A 19,024-nucleotide genomic window follows, 5' to 3' on the forward strand; every position below is an offset into this window, starting at 1 on the left:
GACTCAGCCGTTGCTTTTTTTTCATCTGTTGTCTGCTAAGAAGGGATTACTTCAGCACAGCCAGGGCAGATTCATAGTCAGGCTCGGTGGTGATTTCGTTCACCAGTTCGCTGTACAACACGTTGTCCTGACCATCCAGAACCACTACCGCACGGGCAGTCAGACCGGACAACGCGCCGTCGGTGATGCCCACGCCGTATTCAGATTTGAAATCACCGCCACGCAAGGTGGAGAGGGTGATCACGTTAGACAACCCTTCCGCGCCGCAGAAACGTGACTGGGCGAAAGGCAGATCAGAAGAGATGCACAGCACAACGGTGTTGTCGATTTCGCCTGCCAGCTGGTTGAATTTACGCACGGACGTGGCGCAAACGCCGGTATCAATGCTTGGGAAAATGTTCAGGACTTTACGTTTACCCGCAAAGCTGCTCAGGCTGACATCAGAAAGGTCTTTAGCGACCAGGCTGAAAGGCTTGGCAACGTCGCCTTTCTGAGGGATCTTGCCTGCAACGCTCACCGGGTTGCTCTGAAAGTGTACTGTCTGGGTCATGATTATTTCCTATTTCCATTGGAGTCAAACGGCTTTCAGTTTAGGGTAACATTTGTAGGTTGGATATATAATAATTGCTAAATAGTTGTATCCATTATGCATAACAAAAGGAACTGCTATGAGAAGTGTTCGCTTTTATCCGGAAGCCTGGCCGTTACATACGCCGTTTGTTATTTCCCGTGGCAGCCGCACCGAAGCGCGGGTGGTGGCGGTCGAAATTGAAGAAAATGGCATCCGTGGCGTCGGGGAATGCACGCCGTATCCACGTTATGACGAAAGTGAAACCTCAGTCATGGCGCAGATCGCCAGTGTGGTGACTGCGGTCGAACAGGGCGCCAGCCGCGAACAATTGCAACATTTACTCCCGGCGGGCGCTGCCCGTAATGCGCTGGACTGCGCGCTGTGGAATCTTGAATCACAGACCCTTGGCCTGAATTTATGGCAACTGACCGGCACTGAACCGCTGCCTTCCATCAGCATGGCGCAAACCGTGAGCATCGGATCGCCGGAAGCCATGGCGCAAGCGGCGCTGGCCCTCCAGCAGCAGGGCGCGACGCTGCTGAAAATCAAACTCGATGACCGTCTGATTGCCGAACGGCTGGTGGCAGTGCGCGCCGCCGTGCCGAACGCCTCGCTGATTGTCGATGCCAATGAAGCCTGGCAAAGCGACGGACTGGTGGCGCGCTGTCAGCTGCTGGCAGATCTCGGCATCCTGATGCTGGAACAGCCGCTGCCCGCCGGTGAAGATTCGGCGCTGGAAAACTTTATCCATCCGCTGCCCATTTGCGCTGACGAAAGCTGCCATACCGTGGAAGGGCTGCCGGCGCTGAAAAACCGCTATGACATGATCAACATTAAGCTGGATAAAACCGGCGGCCTGACCGGCGCGCTGGCGCTGGCCGTCGCCGCGCGTGAGCAGGGGTTTGAGATCATGCTTGGCTGCATGTTATGCACTTCGCGGGCGGTTCGCGCCGCCTTGCCGCTGACGGCGGGCGCGAAGTTTATTGATCTCGATGGCCCGACCTGGCTGGCGCAGGATGTGGATCCTGCCCTGAAATTCCATTGCGGCGGCATCGACATCGCCGGTTCAGCCTGATTTCACCCGGCATTTTTTCGCCAAATCCTGCGGTTTTGTGCGCGAAGGCAAATCTGGAATGATTTCTTATAGGGGATTATTCCCGATAATGATAAAACTCCTGAATGTTTCAGGGCGTAGCCCTTTGTCTGTTCAGGAGAATTTATGCCGCAGGGAAAATCATTTCCGCTTTTATCCTCTTCCTTATGCGCTGCGCTGGTGGCGCTGACTGCCGGTCAGGCTTTCGCTGCGCAGGTGCCAGCCGGTGCGCAACTCGCCGCCAGACAGGAAATTGTCCGCCATATCAAAGATGAACCCGCTTCACTGGATCCGGCAAAAGTGGTCGGCCTGCCGGAAGCGCAGGTCGCGCGTGACCTGTTCGAAGGGCTGGTGAATCAGGATGCCAGCGGCAAAAGTATTCCGGGCGTGGCCGAAAGCTGGCAAAACCAGAACAATCAGGTATTCCTGTTCACGATACGCAAAGACGCCCGATGGTCGAATGGCGATCCGGTTACGGCGCAGGATTTCGTTTACAGCTGGCAGCGTCTGGTCGATCCGAAAGGCTCGTCCTCCGGCGCGTTTTTTGCCGGGCTGGCGGGCATTTCCAATGCCGACGCCATCATCGCCGGTAAAATGCCGGTGGATAAACTGGGCGTCACCGCCGTCAGCCCGACATTGCTGCGGGTGACACTGGATAAACCGGTGCCTTATTTTGTCAGCCTGCTGGCGAATTTCAGTCTGTTCCCGGTGCATCAGGCCACCGTTGAAAAATACGGTAACGACTGGACCAAACCGGGCAATCTGGTGGGTAACGGCGCGTATGTGCTGAAAGACCGCGTGGTCAACGAAAAACTGGTGCTGGAACCCAATCCTCACTACTGGGATCACGCCCGCACGGTGCTGACCAAAGTCACTTTCGTGCCGATCAACAAAGAGTCGAATGCGACGAAACGCTATCTGGCCGATGATATCGATATCACCGAGTCATTCCCGAAAGATCAGTACCAAAAGCTGCTGCGCGATCTGCCGGGGCAGGTGTTTACACCCTATCAGCTTGGTACGTACTACTACGCCTTCAATACCCGCCGCGCACCGACCGACGATGCGCGCGTGCGTCAGGCGCTTTCCCTGAGTATCGACCGTAAAATCATCGCGGAAAAAGTGCTGGGCACCGGCGAGAAACCGGCGTGGCGTTTCACGCCTGACGTGACCAATGGCTTCAAACCGACCGAAAGTGAGCTGCAACAGTATTCGCAGGAAGAGCTGAATGCGCAGGCAAAAAGCCTGCTGGCGGCGGCGGGTTACAGCCCGGCGAAACCGCTGCGACTGACGCTGCTGTACAACACCTCAGAAAGCCATCAGAAAATCGCTATTGCAGTGGCCTCGATGTGGAAAAAGACGCTGGGTGCGGAAGTGAAACTGGTGAATCAGGAATGGAAAACCTATATCGACAGCCGCAACACCGGCAATTTTGATGTGATCCGCGCCTCGTGGATCGGCGATTACAATGAAGCCTCTACCTTCCTGTCACTGCTGACTTCCACCCATAACGGCAACATCAGCAAGTTCAGCAACGCGGAATACGACAAAGTGATCAGCGATGCCAGCCGGGAAACCAGCGACGCCCGTCGTAATGATGACTACAACAAAGCCGAGCAGATTATCGCCGGTCAGGCACCGATTGCGCCGATTTATCAGTACACCAACGGACGTCTGATTAAACCCTGGGTGAAAGGCTATCCGATCACCAATCCGGAAGACGTGGCTTACAGTCAGGAAATGTACATCATTAAACACTGATCTCACTGAGACGAAAAAGCGCCCGCGGAGTGAAAACCGCGGGCGCTTTTGTTTTATCTCAACACTCAGCTTTTACGGCTGAACAGACGCACCAGCAATGCCGCGCCCGCTGCGGCTGTTGCCAGCGCCACCACACCTGTCCAGCCCCCGGCGTCGAGTGCTTTACTGCCGAGCGCCGCACCGGCTGACATGCCGATGAATACCACGGTGAACAGCAGGGCGTTCAGGCGACCCCGGGCGGCCGGTTCAAGGCCATACACCAGCGTCTGATGGGCGACCAGCGTGGCCTGAATACCTAAGTCAAAACCGATGGCACTCAGCACAATCAATGCCAGCTGGGCATGTGGCGACAACAACGGCAGCAGGAACATGGCCGCGAATGACACCATCACCAGCGCCGACCCGACCTGAGTCACCCGCGCCGGACCTTTTTTATCTGCCAGTGCACCCGCCAGCGGTGCTGCCAGCGCACCGGCCGCCCCGGCCAGACCAAACGCCCCGGCAACCGCACTGCCGAGATGGAAATGTTCATTGAGCATGATGGCCAGCGTTGACCAGAATGCGCTGAAGGCGACGGATAACAACCCCTGAGCCAGTGCGGCATGGCGCAGCGTTTTATAGTTTTTCCACAGGCCAAACATCGAATGCAACAGAGCGGTATAACTGATACGGGTGTCCGGCGTGAAACGCGGTAATACCCGCCAGAGCGCCACGCCAATCAGCGCCACGCTGAGTGCCGCCAGCTGATACATCACCCGCCAGCCAAAATATTCGGCGACAAAGCCGCTGATAACGCGGGAAAGCAAAATCCCGACCAGTAAACCGGTCATCACGGTGCCGACGGTTTTCCCCCGTTGCGCCGCTGGCGCGAGATGGGCTGACGCAGGGACGATATCCTGCGCCATCGTCGCGCCGATACCGGTGATCAGGCTGGCGATCAGTAAACCGTGAATGCCCGGCACAAAACCGCAGAGCAGCAACGCAGCGGCCAGCAATATACTTTTCAGCAGGATAAGGGTGCGGCGGTCATGGCGGTCGCCCAGCGGGATAAGAAACAGGATCCCCAATGCATAGCCCGCCTGCGTCAGCGTCGGGATCAGCCCGACCGATGTGGTGCTGGCATTAAGATTACCGCCCATGATGCCGAGCATCGGCTGACTGTAATAGATTGAGGCGACGCTTAATCCGGCACCGGCGGCCAGGGTGAAAATGATTTTGCCCGACAGGGCAGATTCCGGAACAGCGGATGTGCTGGTAAGTTCTGACATAACGTGACCCCTGAAGAATTGATTTGTATGTTCGGTTGCGTGGAATGCATTCTTCACCTGAATGGTTATAAGTGGTAGCCTGCAGAAAGGTAAAACTGTTATACGTGAGGCGTATGAGCAATCCCGTCACCAGCGGTATCGACCGCATCGACCTGATGCAAACTTTCGTGAGGATCGTCGAGAGCGGCAGCCTGTCCGCTGCGGCCGCACAACTGAGCACCAGCCAGCCGACCGTCAGCCGCCGCTTGCAGTCGCTGGAACGCCTGCTGGGCGCGAAACTCATCCTGCGAACCACCCATGCGATGAAACTTACCGATGACGGCGAACGCTGTTATGAGCAGGCGAAATTATTGCTGGGACGCTGGACGGCACTGGAAGATCAGCTGCACGGTGCGGGGGATGAACCGGTGGGGATCCTGCGGGTGCGCGCGCCCCATGCATTTGGTCAGGATCAGCTGATCGCGCCGCTGACGGAATATCTGCAGCGTTATCCGCAGCTTTCGGTCGACTGGATGCTCAATGACCGGACGCCGGACTTTATGTCTGAAGATATCGACTGCGCCATTCAGGTGGGAAACGTCGCAGATCCCTCGATGGTTGCCATTCTGCTGGCTGAGGTGCCGCGAATTGCCGTCGCCACGCCCGCGTTGCTGCAACAGCATCCGGTGAATGACGTCAGCGAACTGCCGCAGTTACCCTGGATTGCATTAAGCACCTTTTACCGTAACGAGGTCACGCTGCGTCATGATATCGACGGCAGAATGGACAGTTGCACCATCATGCCGCGTCTGGCGACGGACAGCTTATACGCCGTACGCAAGGCCGCGCTTTCCGGGCTGGGGGCGGGCATTGTGTCCTCGTGGATTGTGAAAGAAGATCTCGCCGAAGGGCGTCTGCAACGGGTTTTACCCGGCTGGAATGCATTGCCGCTGCCGGTTTATCTGGTCTATCCGTATTCCAGCTATTACCCTGCACGGTTACGAAAATTCCTTGAAATGATGCGTAAGGTGATGCCCGCGCTGGCAGAAATGCAGGCACCCGGCGGGTAGATAAAATTGAATTTCAGACACTTAACGCTACTATCAGCAGAGATAACGAAGAAAAAGTGAGGAACGTCGTGGACGTCATCAAGGGAAAAGAGTTACAGGTTTCAGATGCGGTTTATGCCTTCCAGATGGACGGACAGGGCGGTGTGAACCACATCAGCCCGCAGTGTGTTGCCAGCGAAGATAAACCCTGCTGGTTGCATCTCGATTACACCCTTCCTGCCAGTGAACAGTGGATTAACAGCACGCCGGTGCTGCCGGACACCGTGCGTGAAGCGTTGGCCGGTGACAGCGTACGTCCGAAAGTCATGCGGGTCGGCGAGGGGACGCTGATCACCCTGCGCAGCATCAATCTTAATGCCGATGCACGCCCTGACCAACTGGTCACCATCCGCGTCTATCTCACCGATAAAATGATTGTCTCCACCCGACACAGGAAAGTGTTTTCCATGGAAGAGATGATCGGGGATATGAAACAGGGCAGCGGACCGACCAACACCGGCCGCTGGCTGGTGGAGATTTGCGATGCGCTGACCGATCACACCAGCAATTTCATTGAAGATCTGCACGATAAAATTATCGATATCGAAGACGACCTGATGGAACAGCAGGTGCCGGAGCGCGGCGCGATGGCCTTACTGCGCAAGCAACTGATTGTGCTGCGTCGTTACATGGCACCGCAGCGGGATGTGTTTTCCCGTCTTGCCAGTGAACGTCTGCCGTGGATGAATGACGATGACCGGCGTCTGATGCAGGAGATCTCCGACCGTTTAGGCCGTGGCCTGGATGACCTGGATGCCAGCATTGCGCGCACGGCGGTGCTTTCTGATGAAATCAGTTCACTGATGGCGGATTCCCTGAACCGCCGCACCTATACCATGTCATTGCTGGCGATGGTTTTCCTGCCTGCGACATTCCTGACCGGTCTGTTTGGGGTCAATCTGGGCGGCATTCCGGGAAATACCTCACCCTTTGGTTTCGGGATTTTCTGCGCCTGTCTGATTGCGTTGGGCGGCGGCGTGGCGCTGTGGCTGAAAAAGAGCAGATGGTTGTAGAGGCGTAGTACTGGTTGATGTTCTGAAAAAATGCAAAAAAAAAGCCGGTCAATAAGACCGGCGTCGTTCGAATTAAATTGTGCTATGCATTAATTCTAAAAATTTGGAAATAAGACAATATGGAGCACAACGCCCATCGCTTGACGTTGCATTCACCTGCGAAATAGATACTGCACCGATTCAGCGATTCTAATGTTGATTTCGCTCAATCTTTTTGAGGTTTATCCTCTGCAAGGTGCATTCAGAGCCGTTACTGTCGGTTTCATCTCATTTTCACTTATCAGGAGCCCGCTTTGCATACCAGGGAAATGATTCATCAGGCGTATGACAGCGCGAACGAAAAAACAGTTTCTGTATGGAATGACCACCCCGGGACCGGCGCCATCCGCACGGAGCCTTTCTATCATCCGACCCGGCTGGCCATCACCAGCGGCAACCTCGCCGGGGCGGCAATGGCGGGATTATTGCAGGAGCTGGAAACCGCCGCACAGGGCGATCCGCTGGCCGACATTGCCCCGCTGAACGGCATGCATTTCACCTTTTTCGCTGTCACTCAGGCGCTTTATGCGCGTCCGCAAGATGAACCCCGCCGCGCGGAACTGATCGCGATTTTCGAGCAACACTGCGCAGGACATATCATGCAAATCAGTGATCTGCGGCTGGTCGCGTTACCGGATCAGCTTCTGCTGGCCGGGACGCCGGATGAAAAAAGCCTGCAAATCAGACAGTCGCTGGTCGATCATCTGCTCGACACGCCGTGGGCGTCGAAAATCAAACAGCGTTACCCGAACGGGGCTATCCCGCAGATTTTCTGGCACAGCACGGTGCTGCGTTACAGCGCGCAATATTTACCGGAAGGGTTGCGGACGTTCTTTCTGAAAAATCAGCACCGGCACTTCGGCTCACTCAGCCTGCCGGTAAAACTTAAGATGACCAATTACAACTGGACAGATACCGTCACGCTGGCGTGAAAAACAAAAAAGCCCGCATTCGCAGCGGGCTTTTCAATGACGCGTCAGACGGGGCGCGGCAGGTTATTTGATTTCCAGCACGTTGAGACGTTCCACCGCAACTGCGGTTTCCTCGTCTTCCGGCTGCCAGCCCACTGGCTGCATCGGAATATCTTCACGGTCAAACGCCAGGTCTCCGCCGTCAACAACAGCGTCGCCATGACGGATCCCTTTAAAATCGAACAGGTTCATGTCGTTGAGATGGGAAGGCACTACGTTTTGCATCGCGCTGAACATGGTTTCGATACGGCCAGGGTATTTTTTGTCCCAGTCTTTCAACATGTCACCGATAACCTGACGTTGCAGGTTCGGCTGCGAGCCGCACAGGTTGCATGGAATAATCGGGTATTCGCGCGCAATCGCAAAACGCTCGATATCTTTCTCGCGGCAGTACGCCAGCGGACGGATCACGATGTGTTTGCCGTCGTCGCTCATCAGTTTTGGTGGCATGCCTTTCAGTTTGCCGCCGTAGAACATATTGAGGAACAGCGTCTGCAGGATGTCATCGCGGTGATGACCGAGCGCAATCTTGGTACAACCCAGTTCAGTGGCGGTGCGGTACAAGATCCCACGGCGCAGACGTGAACACAGCGAACAGGTGGTTTTGCCTTCAGGAATTTTATCCTTAACGATGGAATAGGTGTCTTCGGTGACAATCTTATATTCCACGCCCTGGGTTTCTAAATACTCAGGCAGAATGTGCGCCGGAAAGCCCGGTTGTTTCTGGTCAAGGTTGACCGCCACCAGGGAAAAATTCACCGGCGCGCTTTGTTGCAGATTGCGCAAAATTTCCAGCATGGTGTAACTGTCTTTCCCGCCGGAGAGACACACCATGATGCGATCGCCTTCTTCGATCATGCCGAAGTCAGCAATCGCTTTCCCTACGTCACGACGCAGGCGCTTTTGCAGCTTATTGAGGTTGTACTGCTCTTTCTTGTTAACTGACTGAGTATCTGACATTTTTTGATGTTCAATTCGTCTGGTGGCGAAGCAGGGAAACCTGCCACGCGAGTTTCTTGTTCAGCATGCCGGTCGGGTCGCGTTCATGCTCCCGCTGGCCGATGATAAAAGGCGGTTTCGCTCCCGCAGTCAGCATCCGGCACGCGTACGTGTGGCGCGTATGATACGGATTAAGACGCAAAAAGTCAGCGCGTTTTATTGCACTGGAGGGCAGGAGGCATACATTGCACCGTCGGAGGCTAAAGCTCAGCGGGGGAGCGCCGATAAACTCTATAGCGGAAGGTTGAAAGCCCGGGCTTTGACCTGCAAAAATTTAACGTATTTAGAAGAGGTCATCCTCAATGACTCTGCAACACATCCGGATTGCATTTTTTGTTATTTTGTCAGGGATAATTTTGTTCTCAGGGCACCTTATCCACTCCGCCTGTAATTACAGCCCTGAATGGTTAATGACATCATTCTGCACGTGGATTACGCCATGAAAGCGCAATATTTCTGCAGTCACTAAAACACCCGTAGCGTATTTATCCTGCGCGATTACCCGGGGTTATTATTATTTTATGGCGCAGGCGAATAATTAAGCATCCCGTTAACATACTATTAGTTAATAAGATTCACTGCCCGCTCAAAACCAGTAAGAATGCTTTTTCTTACTGCTATTCAGAAACTTATTATGCTCTTTACCACCCCCTCCAACCCTCCCGGTTTTGCCTGATAATTCACCAAAAACTTCCAATTGTCCTATTTTGAAAACCGCTCCGGCAGGGCGACTATAATTACCTGACACATACTTCTAATCAGAATCCCGTTTCAGGAGAAACATCATGAAGAAAGCAAACCTTATTGCCGCATCACTTGCCGCTGTGTCCATTTTTTTTGTCGCAGGTTGTGCGTCGAATCAGGCAATTAAAACGACGGACGGGAAAACCATCGTCACCGACGGAAAACCGCAGGTCGATGACGATACCGGTCTGGTGTCTTATAAAAACGCCGAGACGGGTCAGACTGAGCAAATTAACCGCGACCAGGTGAAGAACATGAGTGAACTGGATAACTGATTTATCCGGAAATCATGACAAAGGAGAGAAAGATGAACAGGACTTTATTGCCGCAAAAAATGCTTTTACCTTTAGCCGCCATCATGTGTGTCGCCGCGCTGTCGGGTTGTACCCGTACAAGTTATGCGATTCAAACCAATGATGCGCGTACCATCATTAGTGACGGTAAACCGAAAGAAGCCGACTCCGGTCTGCTGGAATATACCGATGCGAATGGTGTGAAACAGCAAATCAGCAAAACGGAAGTGAAACAGGTGTCAGAGCTTCCCAAATAAATATGCTGCGTCATCATTTTTGTTTGCCATCAAAACCCGCTGCCAAAGCGGGTTTTTTTATGACCTGAATCGCAGGGCGGAAGGCGTCTTTATGATACTTTTGGCTTCTGAAAATTGTCACTAAGGAAAGTCACTGTGCGCCAGAGAACCATTGTCTGTCCGTTAATTGAACATCAGGGAACCTATTTGTTGTGCAAAATGCCCTCCGGCCGTGGTGTATTTCCCGGTCAGTGGGCATTGTCCGGGGGAGGCGTTGAGCCGGGCGAAACCATAGAACAGGCTTTGCTGCGTGAAGTGCGGGAAGAACTCGGTGAGGCGCTGGAACTGACACATATCACGCCATGGACGTTCCGTGATGATGTTCGCACCAAAACCTACCCGGATGGACGGACAGAGGAAATCTACATGATTTACCTGCTTTTCACCTGTCATGCGAAAAATACTGCGATCACCCTCAATGATGAATTTGAAGACTATGCATGGGTACGCAAAGACGATTTGCCCGGATATGATTTGAACGACGCCACGCGCATAACGTTAATACAGCGTGGGTTGTTGTAAAAAAAAGCAGGGCTTCTACCAAAAACCCTGCTTCATTTATCTACCGTTGTGACGTCGCCACATGGCGTTTAGCCGCTTTACCGGCCTGCGCCGCTTTCATGCCTTTCTCCGCGCTGCGGTGCAAAATCCAGCCGAACAGCAAAATAGCCAGCGCACACAGCAGGAACAGGATCCGTCCCCAAAGCGGGTTCGGCACCAGCACCATCAGCAATAACCCCGCGCCCATGTACATCGAAATACGGCCGATTTTATCGCGCTGCAACCGGTCAAACTCATCCTGTTCATGGTCGGCATACACCGGCGTTTCCATGTCAGTGAAGAATTTACGACGCTGGGTATTTCTTGCCGAATCGGTTTCGCGCCAGAACAGTTGCGTCAGGCAGAAGAACCCGCCGGTAAACACCAGATGCGCAAAGATATTCCACATGATCGCCACATCCAGCAGTTCACGCGACGTCAGGGTGATGCCCAGCAGACGGGCGACGTCCGGCGCGGTGAACAGGTTCGCCACCACATACGACACGCACAATCCAAACAGCACCGTCACCCACGCCGCCCAGTCCGGCGTCTTGCGGATAAACACACCGAGGAACAGTGGCACGACAATCGGTGCCTGCATCAGCGTGCCGACTTTCATCATCAGATCGAACAGGCTGACGGTCTGCATGGTGTGCATGTATTGCGCCACCAGAATGACCAGTACGCCGTTGACCACACAGGCAATCTGACCGACGCGCAGCTGATATTTATCGCTGCGTTCGCTGTTGCGGTTCACCACCGGCGTCCAGAAGCTGCGGACAAAAATCCCGGAGTTACGGTTCAGTGCGCAGTCCATGGAAGACATGGTGGCGGCGAACAATCCGGCCATCAGCAGACCCACGGTGCCCATCGGCATGGCGCGTTCGGCAAAAATCAGATACACCGCATCCGTGGCATTTTTGCCCAGTTCAGGGTGTGCGGTTGCCGCGTCCGGATACAGGATCGCCACAGCCCACGGCGGGATGAACCAGATGATTGTCCCCACCAGCATCAGCACCAGCGCGAAGAGGGCCGCTTTTTTGGCATTGAAACTGTCTTTGGCATTCAGGAAACGGTAGGAATCCTGCAGGTTATTGATGCTCTGCACATTCTTGATAAAGAAGAACAGGAAACAGGCCACCAGCAGCGAGATGTAATGCGGGCCGACGTCCGGGCCGGTGAGGAATCCGGAAGGAAACTCAGTGACCAGTTTCACCGGGCCGCCGACTTTAAACAGCGCCACCACCGCACAGGCAACCGAAATAATCGCCACCACCAGCGTCTGCACAAAATCACTGGCGACCACGCCCCATGCGCCGCTGAGCAGCGAAATCACCAGCACCACAATCCCCGTGACCCACAGCGTCAGCGTGATGTCATGATGGAATACCGCGCTGGCAAACACCGCCAGACTGTTCAGCCATACCCCCGCGCTGAGAATGCTCAGCGGAATGATCATCCAGGTGAAAAACTGTTCATTACCTTTGCCGAAGCGATGATTAATCGCCTCTGTTGCCGTATCAACACGCAACTGGCGGAAGCGGGCGGCGAACCACCACCAGGCAACCAGATAACCAAACACGTTACCGGCGAACACGCTGACCACGTTGAAACCGTAGCGGTAAGCCTGACCGGCCGCGCCGGTAAAGGTCCAGGCGCTGAACTGGATCATAAAGGCGGTCGCGCCGACCATCCACCAGAGCATTCGCCCGCCGCCACGGAAATAGTGACTTGAGGAGCCGGAAGCCATTTTCTTGAACGCATAACTGATGGCAATCATTAAGACGAAGTAACCGATCATGACCAGAACGTTGATATCCATTGTCGTTACTCTCTCGTTTGTAGGGTGAGATGTTTTTGGTTATGTATTGAGCAAGCGTAGAAGAGGGATTTGAAATTAAAAGTCGGACAAATAAGAAATGCTTAGTTTGTTATCAAATTGTGATTTTGGTCACTTGTTAGGCTTATTGTCGGCATTTAAGCCAATTCTGACTGGCGAAACCCGGGGTTCATTGCTTTATTAGTATGACTAAAGAGTGAAATAACAGCAGATGAACGCCGCGAGGCCGGGAGAAAACATGACGTTAATGCGGTGCGGTAAGCAGAAGGGAATCACGGCGGGTATCGCCCTGATGCTGGGGCTGATGGCGGGCGCACAGGCGGCGGAACCGGCATTTCTGAACCCGGCGCAAATGGTCGTGGTTCGCCAGCAACTTCACCAACACACGGCCGCGCCACAAACGGCACTGGCGTATCAGCAACTTTTGGCTGCTGCGGATTCCGCCCTGAAGAAACCCGCACTGAGCGTGACCGACAAAGGCATGACGCCGCCGGGCGGGTCAAAACATGATTACCTCAGCCTGAGCGCCTACTGGTGGCCGGATGACAGCAAACCCGACGGGCTGCCGTGGATCCGCAAAGACGGGCAGGTGAATCCGGCCAGCAAAAACGATCAGAGTGACGGCGTAAGGCTGGCGGATTTTACCGCGCGGGTGCAGAACCTGACGCTGGCCTGGTATTTCTCCGGTGAGCAGAAATATGCCGATAAAGCCGCCAGCCTGCTGCGTGCCTGGTTTATCACGCCGGAAACACGCATGAACCCGAACCTGAATTTTGCTCAGGGCGTGCCGGGGATTTCGCCGGGGCGTAACGCGGGCGTGCTGGATGGTCGCTATTTTTCCACCCGGATTGTGGATTCTGTCGTGTTGTTGCAGGGCAATCCGGCCTGGACGGATAACGATGAACAGCAGATGCGGGCGTGGATGCAGGATTATCTGCACTGGTTGCAGGGCAGCAAAATTGCCAAAAAAGAAGGGCGCACGGAGAACAACCACGGTAACTGGTACGTGACACAGGTGTCCGGCATTGCGTGGTATCTCGGTGATAAACCGCTGATCGGTGAAATGGCGACGTTGATGAAAAGTAAGCTCGACGTGCAGTTGAAACCCGACGGCACCCAACCTGCCGAACTGGCGCGCACCCGCTCATTTCATTACAGCTATTTCAACTTACAGGCCATCAGCATGATGGCGGTGCTGGCGCAGAAAAACGGCATCGATCTCTGGCATTACCGCACGCCTCAGGGCGGCAGCGTGCTGACCTCGCTGGATTTTATGGCCCGCTTTACCGATCCCGGCGTGGCGTGGCCGTACAAATCGCTTGATCAGATCCGCGTGCGTCCGGTGCCGTTACTGTCGTGGGCGGATAACGCCACCGGCGAAAAACGTTACGAACAACAGATCCGCCGCGCGACTTTTACCTTACCGCCTGCCGGTCAGTCCGCTTCCGGCGGCTATCATCAAGACGTCACACGCGGTGCGGTGATGGAAGCCGGACGCGAAACCTGGCTGCTGTCGCTGCCGTCCTTCGCGGCAGGGTATGTCGCCCCGGCGACGCAGGAGGAGAAAAAATGAATCACTGGCAACCGCTGCTGATCAGTATCGATGAAGCGAAAAAATTACGCGCCGCCTGTGAAACGGACTCGGTTCTGGGTGACGCGCTGCGGGCGCAAATCGCCACGCTGGAAAACACGCTGAAACAGCCGGTGGCGATCCCCGGTCACGGCGAAGCGGGCGGTCCTGAGCATACGCAGCATAAACAAAATTATCTGACCCTCAATCTTGCCGGACGCTTATTCCTGATCACCGGCGAACCGCGTTACCGCGAGCGGGCGCTGGCGCTGCTCAACGGGTATGCGGAAATGTATCCGTCGCTCGGCAGCGCGACCAGCAAAGACAGCAATGCGCCCGGCAGACTGTTCCACCAGACGCTGAATGAAAATATGTTCTGGCTGTATGCCGTCGAAGGGTATCACTGCGTGATGGCTTCGCTGGACGCCGCGCAGCGTGAAACCATTGAAACCCGCCTGTTCCGCGTGATGGCGGACGATGCGCTGAACCGCCATACCGCTGATTTTGATATCGTGCATAACCACGGGATCTGGTCGGTAGCGGCGGCGGCGATCAGTGGTTACGTTCTGGGCGATGCCCCGCTGGTGGAAAAAGCCCTGTATGGCCTGAAGGGCGACCGGGAAAGCGGCGGCTTCTTTGCCCAGCTCAGTCAGCTGTTTTCACCGGACGGATATTACATCGAAGGGCCGTATTATCACCGTTTCGCCCTGCGTCCGTTGTTGTTGCTGGCGGAAGCCATTGAACGGCGACAGCCGGAATTACAGATTTATCAGTTCCGCGATCAGATTATCCGCAAAACCTGCGAAGCCCTGATGCAGACGGCTTTCCCGGATGGCGTCTGGCCTGCGCTGAACGACTCCTCAAAAACCATTAATATCCGCGATGACGGCGCAGTCATTGCCGCCAGCGTCTGCTATGCGCGCTATTCACAGAACCCGGTATGGGTCGCTGTCGCTCAACAGCAGCAAAGCGTATGGGTCAGTGCGGCTGCGCTGCCACTTTCTGCAGCGCTGAAAAATGCCCCGCCAACCTCCGCTGACTGGGGCAGTGTTGCGCTGCGCGACGGCCCCGAAGGCACACAAGGGGGCATCGGTATTCTGCGTCATGGTACGCACGATCAGAGCATGGCGCTGATGTGGTACGGCCAGCATGGCAGCATTCCGCGTCTGCATTCCGCCCTCAATCACGGGCACTTCGACGGTCTGCACCTCAGCCTGTTCAGTCACGGGCGTGAATATCTGCGCGATTACGGTTTTGGCCGCTGGGTCAATGTCGAACCTAAATTCGGCGGGCGCTACATCCCGGAAAATAACACCTACTGCAAACAGACCGTCGCGCATAACACGGTGGTGGTGGACGGGCAGAGTCAGCATGGCGGAAACAGCCTGCAAGCGGAAACCCGCTGGGGCGAGTCGCACTTCTTCGTGACTGATCATCCGGCGGGACAGGGCATGAGCGCGCGCCTGCGGGACTATTATCCCGGCGTGAATCAGCAGCGAACGGTGCTGATGCTGAATTTGCCGGAATTACCGTCGCCGCTGATGGTCGATGTTTTCCGCCTCACCAGTCATCAACCGCACCGTTACGATTATTGCCTGCATCATCTCGGCCAGTTTGTCCGTTGCGACCCTACGCCGGATGCCGCCCGCGAGCTGAAACCGCTGGGTGAACAGCAGGGTTATCAGCATCTGTGGGATTGCGCCCGTGCGAAGATTGCGGCGGGAGCGTCAGCCTTATTCAGCTGGCTTGACGGCGACCGTTACCGGACGCTGACCAGCGCGTTTCCTGAGGGCGGTGAACTGATTGTCGCCCGCACCGGTGCCGGCGATCCGCATTTCAACCTGCGCAGCGAACCGGCATTGCTGTTACGCACGGACGGCACCAACGCCATTTTCGCCAGCGTGTTCGAAACCCACGGCTATTTCGATGAAGCCACCGAAACCTCGCTCAGTGCGCGCGGGCAGGTGGAACGCGTTAGCGTGACGGGTCACGACGACGTCCGCACAGAACTGAAGGTATTTCTCACCGGCAACCGCATCCTGAATATTCGTATCAATAACGGCGACGCACCGGCAGCGGAAGACGCTTTCCGCGTGGCGTGGCAATCCGTCTCACCTCTGAGTATCCCTGAAGAATAAACCTGAAGAATAAATTTGAAGAATAAAGGAGTTACCATGTTTAACGATTTGAAAGGCCAGCGTGTTCTGATCACCGGTTCCACCAAAGGCATTGGTCTGGCAGCGGCACAGGCATTCGCCGCCGCAGGGGCCAAAGTCGGCATCAACGGCCATCGCCACGATGCCAGCCTCGATAAACTGGCGGCAGAGATCGCCCAACATGGCGGTGAAGTGGCGTATTTTGGCGCGGATGTCACCCAGTCCGCAGAATGCGAGGCGCTGGTGGCGAATTTCGTCGAACGCTTCGGCGGCATTGACGTGCTGATCAATAACGCGGGCGGTCTGGGCGGACGTCAGGGGCTGGAAAACATCGATGACGATTTTTATGATCATGTGATGGATCTTAACGCCCGTTCGGCGCTGATGGTCACCAAATTTGCCATCCCGCATCTGCGCCACGCCGCGAAGCAGAGCGGTAAAACCACCTCGGTGATCAGCACCGGTTCGATTGCCGGTCGTGAAGGCGGCGGCCCCGGTGCCAGCCTGTATGCGGCCTCTAAAGCCTGGCTGCATAATGTGCACCGCAACTGGGTGAAAGAATTCACCAAAGACAATATCCGCTTCAACGTGATTGCGCCGGGGACCATCGACACGGTTTTCCATGCGGATAAAACGGCCGAAGTGCGCGAAAAAATCTCCGGCACCATCGCCATGGGACGTTTTGGCACATCGGAAGAGCTGGCACCGTCTTACCTGTTTTTTGCCTCCCATGCGTGCAGCGGCTATATCACCGGTCAGATCCTTGACGTCAATGGCGGGCAGATGGCGCCATAGCGCACAGTTCGGGAGATTCATGGCGGCGGGGGCATGCAGCGCACCGTCGCCTGAACTATGATGTCGGCACTCTGCACAGGAAAAAGGGAAGCGAATGAGCATGCAGTTTGAAACCGCCGCAGGCATGACCCGTGGCCTGAACACCCATATCGCCCGTGATATCGCCCGTAAAATTCTCTCCGGCGAGCTGGCGTGCGGCGCGATCCTGCCCAATGAAATCGAACTCGGCGAACAGTTTGGCGTCAGCCGCACCGCGTTGCGGGAAGCCCTGAAGTTGCTGACCTCCAAAGGGTTGCTGGAATCGCGTCCGAAAATCGGCACCCGCGTGAAAGAGCGTCCGCAGTGGAACATGCTGGATCCGCAGTTACTGGAATGGATGCAGGGAATGGAAGCGACGGAAGAAATTTATCACCAGTTTCTGGAGTTCCGCAAAGCCATCGAACCCCACGCCACCGCGCTGGCCGCAGTGAACGCCAGCAAAGAGCAGCGTATCGAACTTTCACGTATCTATCGCCAGATGTGTCATGTCGCGGAAAATTTCGATGCGGCGCAGTGGGTGGATATCGATACCCAGTTTCACCGCATGATTTTCATCTCCTCCGGCAACTGTTTTTATGTGCCTTTTGGTAACGTGCTGACCACGATTTTCAAATGGTTCTTTGAATACTCCTCCAAGGAAGGCGGCATGTGTCTCAATGAACACAAACGGATTTATGAAGCGATCATGGCCGGTGATGAAGGCGCAGCATTTTCAGCCTCGCTGAGCCTGATGAAAGGGCACAAGCATCGTTTGCACAAGCCGTAACCTTGACGAAATAGCAGACGTTTTCCGACGTCAATAAAATGCGCAGATTATTCTGCGCATTTTTTTGTCCTGTGGCTGAAATGAGATTTCAGATACAAAAATGAAACAAATATCACGGCCGGTTACGCCACAGTGCCAGTTCGTCGTATAGACTTGTCATAATTATTACGGTCTAATCATTTCATCAGGAAATGGTATTTTTATTACGCACAGTGATCAAAGGGATTTTATTTTAGTCATTAACGCGGTGAATACATGAAAATACTCAAGGTCAGTGATTTCTTTCTTTCGGAGCGCCATGCTTTCAGTTTATTCGATATGAACCGTCAGTCGCTGGAAGATGTTCACCGGCACGAATTTGATGAACTGGTTATTGTCCGTCATGGCAGCGGATTTCATATCATTAATGATCAGGTGGAATTTATTCATAAAGGTGATTTCTTCATTGTCAGTGCCAATGACGTTCACTGTTATGAATCCACGAATAAGTTGTCAATTACCAATATTCTGCTACATAAAGCACGGCCATTTCATTTTATTCATCATATCAGCCAGCTGACTGCGGGGATCCACCAGCATACCTCGCCACTGAAAAAACGGCGTGCAGGACTGACGAATGAAGAATTAGACAAAATTACCGAGCTGACGGAAAAAATGAATACCCTGTGTGATGCTGTTTATGATGATTCTTACTTTGCCACGGTGGAATCCTATTTATTGTCTATGATCGTGATGATGTTTCAATGTGCCCGCCGCAGGGAATGCCGTACCAGCCATGCGGACTCAGGCAAGCGTCATCTGTTAAATTACTTACGGGAGAATTATACATGCAATATTAACTGGGACTATTTATGTGAAGAAAGCGGCGTGGCAAAGCGAACCATGTTCCGCTTTATAAAAGAGATCACCGGGTTTACCCCGGAGAAATTCCAGCAACGTTACCGTTTACTTAAAACACAGGAGTTATTACGCACATCCGATTTAACGATAGGAAAGATCGCCAGACTGTGCGGATTTTCTACCACATCCCGACTGACGGAAGCTTATAAAAAACAATTTAACCGCACACCTACTCAGGAGCGTATGCGGGTCAGTAACAGTGTGATTGAAACCGTTCATCAGTAATTCGCGTTAATAATATAAATTAATTACATAAAACCATAATAACAGTAAAGAGAAAGG

General features: G+C 54.4%; 17 protein-coding genes and 1 pseudogene. 13 read left to right on the plus strand and 5 right to left on the minus strand.

The features are described 5' to 3' along the window. Positions 1-46 precede the first annotated feature (46 nt). Positions 47-550, minus strand: a complete 504-nt coding sequence (tpx, locus tag EYY67_RS02200) for a thiol peroxidase (protein ID WP_095921888.1) — start codon at positions 548-550, stop codon at positions 47-49. 118 nt (positions 551-668) lie between these two features. On the opposite strand from tpx, the gene ycjG reads away from it, so the two are divergent. Together ycjG and EYY67_RS02210 are read left to right on the plus strand one after the other, a co-directional pair. Continuing rightward, on the plus strand, positions 669-1,646 hold the full coding sequence (ycjG, locus tag EYY67_RS02205) for an L-Ala-D/L-Glu epimerase (RefSeq protein ID WP_131692719.1): 978 nt from the start codon (positions 669-671) through the stop codon (positions 1,644-1,646). A 144-nt stretch (positions 1,647-1,790) separates the two neighbouring features. Beyond that, positions 1,791-3,425, plus strand: a complete 1,635-nt coding sequence (locus EYY67_RS02210; RefSeq protein ID WP_131692720.1) for an ABC transporter substrate-binding protein — start codon at positions 1,791-1,793, stop codon at positions 3,423-3,425. 65 nt (positions 3,426-3,490) lie between these two features. On the opposite strand, the gene EYY67_RS02215 is transcribed toward EYY67_RS02210, so the two are convergent. Continuing rightward, on the minus strand, positions 3,491-4,693 hold the full coding sequence (locus tag EYY67_RS02215; protein ID WP_095921891.1) for an MFS transporter: 1,203 nt from the start codon (positions 4,691-4,693) through the stop codon (positions 3,491-3,493). Positions 4,694-4,806: 113 nt separating this feature from the next. Between EYY67_RS02215 and EYY67_RS02220 the strand changes: the two genes are divergently transcribed. The 3 genes from EYY67_RS02220 to EYY67_RS02230 all read left to right on the plus strand — a co-directional run bounded on the left by EYY67_RS02220 (position 4,807) and on the right by EYY67_RS02230 (position 7,765). Next, on the plus strand, positions 4,807-5,742 hold the full coding sequence (locus tag EYY67_RS02220; RefSeq protein WP_095921892.1) for a LysR family transcriptional regulator: 936 nt from the start codon (positions 4,807-4,809) through the stop codon (positions 5,740-5,742). 68 nt (positions 5,743-5,810) lie between these two features. Next, complete coding sequence (zntB, locus tag EYY67_RS02225; RefSeq protein WP_095921893.1) at positions 5,811-6,794, plus strand: zinc transporter ZntB; 984 nt, start codon at positions 5,811-5,813, stop codon at positions 6,792-6,794. A 293-nt stretch (positions 6,795-7,087) separates the two neighbouring features. Beyond that, positions 7,088-7,765, plus strand: a complete 678-nt coding sequence (locus tag EYY67_RS02230; protein ID WP_131692721.1) for a hypothetical protein — start codon at positions 7,088-7,090, stop codon at positions 7,763-7,765. Between the two features lie 63 nt (positions 7,766-7,828). On the opposite strand, the gene ttcA is transcribed toward EYY67_RS02230, so the two are convergent. After that, entirely contained in the window at positions 7,829-8,764 is a 936-nt protein-coding gene (gene ttcA / locus EYY67_RS02235; protein ID WP_095921895.1) for a tRNA 2-thiocytidine(32) synthetase TtcA, read from the minus strand. 82 nt (positions 8,765-8,846) lie between these two features. Next, positions 8,847-8,972 (minus strand): annotated as a pseudogene (locus tag EYY67_RS24655) (site-specific integrase); the annotation flags it as partial. Between the two features lie 616 nt (positions 8,973-9,588). On the opposite strand from EYY67_RS24655, the gene EYY67_RS02240 reads away from it, so the two are divergent. From EYY67_RS02240 to nudI, 3 genes are all read left to right on the plus strand, one after another. Next, positions 9,589-9,822: a YgdI/YgdR family lipoprotein gene (locus EYY67_RS02240; RefSeq protein ID WP_131692722.1), complete on the plus strand. Its 234-nt coding sequence runs from the start codon at positions 9,589-9,591 to the stop codon at positions 9,820-9,822. A 32-nt stretch (positions 9,823-9,854) separates the two neighbouring features. Beyond that, on the plus strand, positions 9,855-10,097 hold the full coding sequence (locus tag EYY67_RS02245; RefSeq protein WP_095921897.1) for a YgdI/YgdR family lipoprotein: 243 nt from the start codon (positions 9,855-9,857) through the stop codon (positions 10,095-10,097). Positions 10,098-10,232: 135 nt separating this feature from the next. After that, the gene (gene nudI, locus EYY67_RS02250; protein WP_131692723.1) at positions 10,233-10,658 is read left to right on the plus strand and encodes a nucleoside triphosphatase NudI; all 426 of its coding nucleotides are present in this window, start codon (positions 10,233-10,235) and stop codon (positions 10,656-10,658) included. 40 nt (positions 10,659-10,698) lie between these two features. On the opposite strand, the gene EYY67_RS02255 is transcribed toward nudI, so the two are convergent. After that, on the minus strand, positions 10,699-12,498 hold the full coding sequence (locus EYY67_RS02255; protein ID WP_131692724.1) for a sodium:solute symporter family transporter: 1,800 nt from the start codon (positions 12,496-12,498) through the stop codon (positions 10,699-10,701). Between the two features lie 256 nt (positions 12,499-12,754). Between EYY67_RS02255 and EYY67_RS02260 the strand changes: the two genes are divergently transcribed. From EYY67_RS02260 to EYY67_RS02280, 5 genes are all read left to right on the plus strand, one after another. After that, positions 12,755-14,089 carry an alginate lyase family protein gene (locus tag EYY67_RS02260; protein ID WP_131692725.1) on the plus strand — a complete coding sequence of 445 codons (1,335 nt, stop codon included), beginning with the start codon at positions 12,755-12,757 and terminating at the stop codon, positions 14,087-14,089. Further along, complete coding sequence (locus tag EYY67_RS02265) at positions 14,086-16,224, plus strand: heparinase II/III domain-containing protein (RefSeq protein WP_131692726.1); 2,139 nt, start codon at positions 14,086-14,088, stop codon at positions 16,222-16,224. Before EYY67_RS02260 ends, EYY67_RS02265 begins: the two co-directional genes overlap by 4 nt. A gap of 36 nt (positions 16,225-16,260) precedes the next feature. Further along, positions 16,261-17,037, plus strand: coding sequence for an SDR family NAD(P)-dependent oxidoreductase (locus tag EYY67_RS02270; RefSeq protein ID WP_095921902.1), 777 nt, complete (start codon positions 16,261-16,263; stop codon positions 17,035-17,037). Between the two features lie 94 nt (positions 17,038-17,131). Then, positions 17,132-17,842 carry a FadR/GntR family transcriptional regulator gene (locus EYY67_RS02275; RefSeq protein ID WP_095921903.1) on the plus strand — a complete coding sequence of 237 codons (711 nt, stop codon included), beginning with the start codon at positions 17,132-17,134 and terminating at the stop codon, positions 17,840-17,842. Between the two features lie 255 nt (positions 17,843-18,097). Further along, positions 18,098-18,967 (plus strand): helix-turn-helix domain-containing protein, encoded by an 870-nt coding sequence (locus EYY67_RS02280; protein WP_095921904.1) that lies wholly within the window; start codon positions 18,098-18,100, stop codon positions 18,965-18,967. Positions 18,968-19,024: the final 57 nt, after the last annotated feature.

Origin of the sequence: Rahnella victoriana (assembly GCF_004330295.1) — a bacterium.
Lineage (GTDB): Bacteria > Pseudomonadota > Gammaproteobacteria > Enterobacterales > Enterobacteriaceae > Rahnella > Rahnella victoriana.

Coding starts and splice junctions, on each gene's coding strand:
- EYY67_RS02270 (WP_095921902.1), top strand. CDS start 16,261: ATGTTTAACGATTTGAAAGGCCAGCGTGTTCTGATCACCGGTTCCACC.
- EYY67_RS02240 (WP_131692722.1), top strand. CDS start 9,589: ATGAAGAAAGCAAACCTTATTGCCGCATCACTTGCCGCTGTGTCCATT.
- ycjG (WP_131692719.1), top strand. CDS start 669: ATGAGAAGTGTTCGCTTTTATCCGGAAGCCTGGCCGTTACATACGCCG.
- EYY67_RS02215 (WP_095921891.1), bottom strand. CDS start 4,693: ATGTCAGAACTTACCAGCACATCCGCTGTTCCGGAATCTGCCCTGTCG.
- ttcA (WP_095921895.1), bottom strand. CDS start 8,764: ATGTCAGATACTCAGTCAGTTAACAAGAAAGAGCAGTACAACCTCAAT.
- EYY67_RS02275 (WP_095921903.1), top strand. CDS start 17,132: ATGAGCATGCAGTTTGAAACCGCCGCAGGCATGACCCGTGGCCTGAAC.
- EYY67_RS02280 (WP_095921904.1), top strand. CDS start 18,098: ATGAAAATACTCAAGGTCAGTGATTTCTTTCTTTCGGAGCGCCATGCT.
- EYY67_RS02210 (WP_131692720.1), top strand. CDS start 1,791: ATGCCGCAGGGAAAATCATTTCCGCTTTTATCCTCTTCCTTATGCGCT.
- EYY67_RS02260 (WP_131692725.1), top strand. CDS start 12,755: ATGACGTTAATGCGGTGCGGTAAGCAGAAGGGAATCACGGCGGGTATC.
- EYY67_RS02265 (WP_131692726.1), top strand. CDS start 14,086: ATGAATCACTGGCAACCGCTGCTGATCAGTATCGATGAAGCGAAAAAA.
- tpx (WP_095921888.1), bottom strand. CDS start 550: ATGACCCAGACAGTACACTTTCAGAGCAACCCGGTGAGCGTTGCAGGC.
- EYY67_RS02220 (WP_095921892.1), top strand. CDS start 4,807: ATGAGCAATCCCGTCACCAGCGGTATCGACCGCATCGACCTGATGCAA.
- EYY67_RS02255 (WP_131692724.1), bottom strand. CDS start 12,498: ATGGATATCAACGTTCTGGTCATGATCGGTTACTTCGTCTTAATGATT.
- EYY67_RS02245 (WP_095921897.1), top strand. CDS start 9,855: ATGAACAGGACTTTATTGCCGCAAAAAATGCTTTTACCTTTAGCCGCC.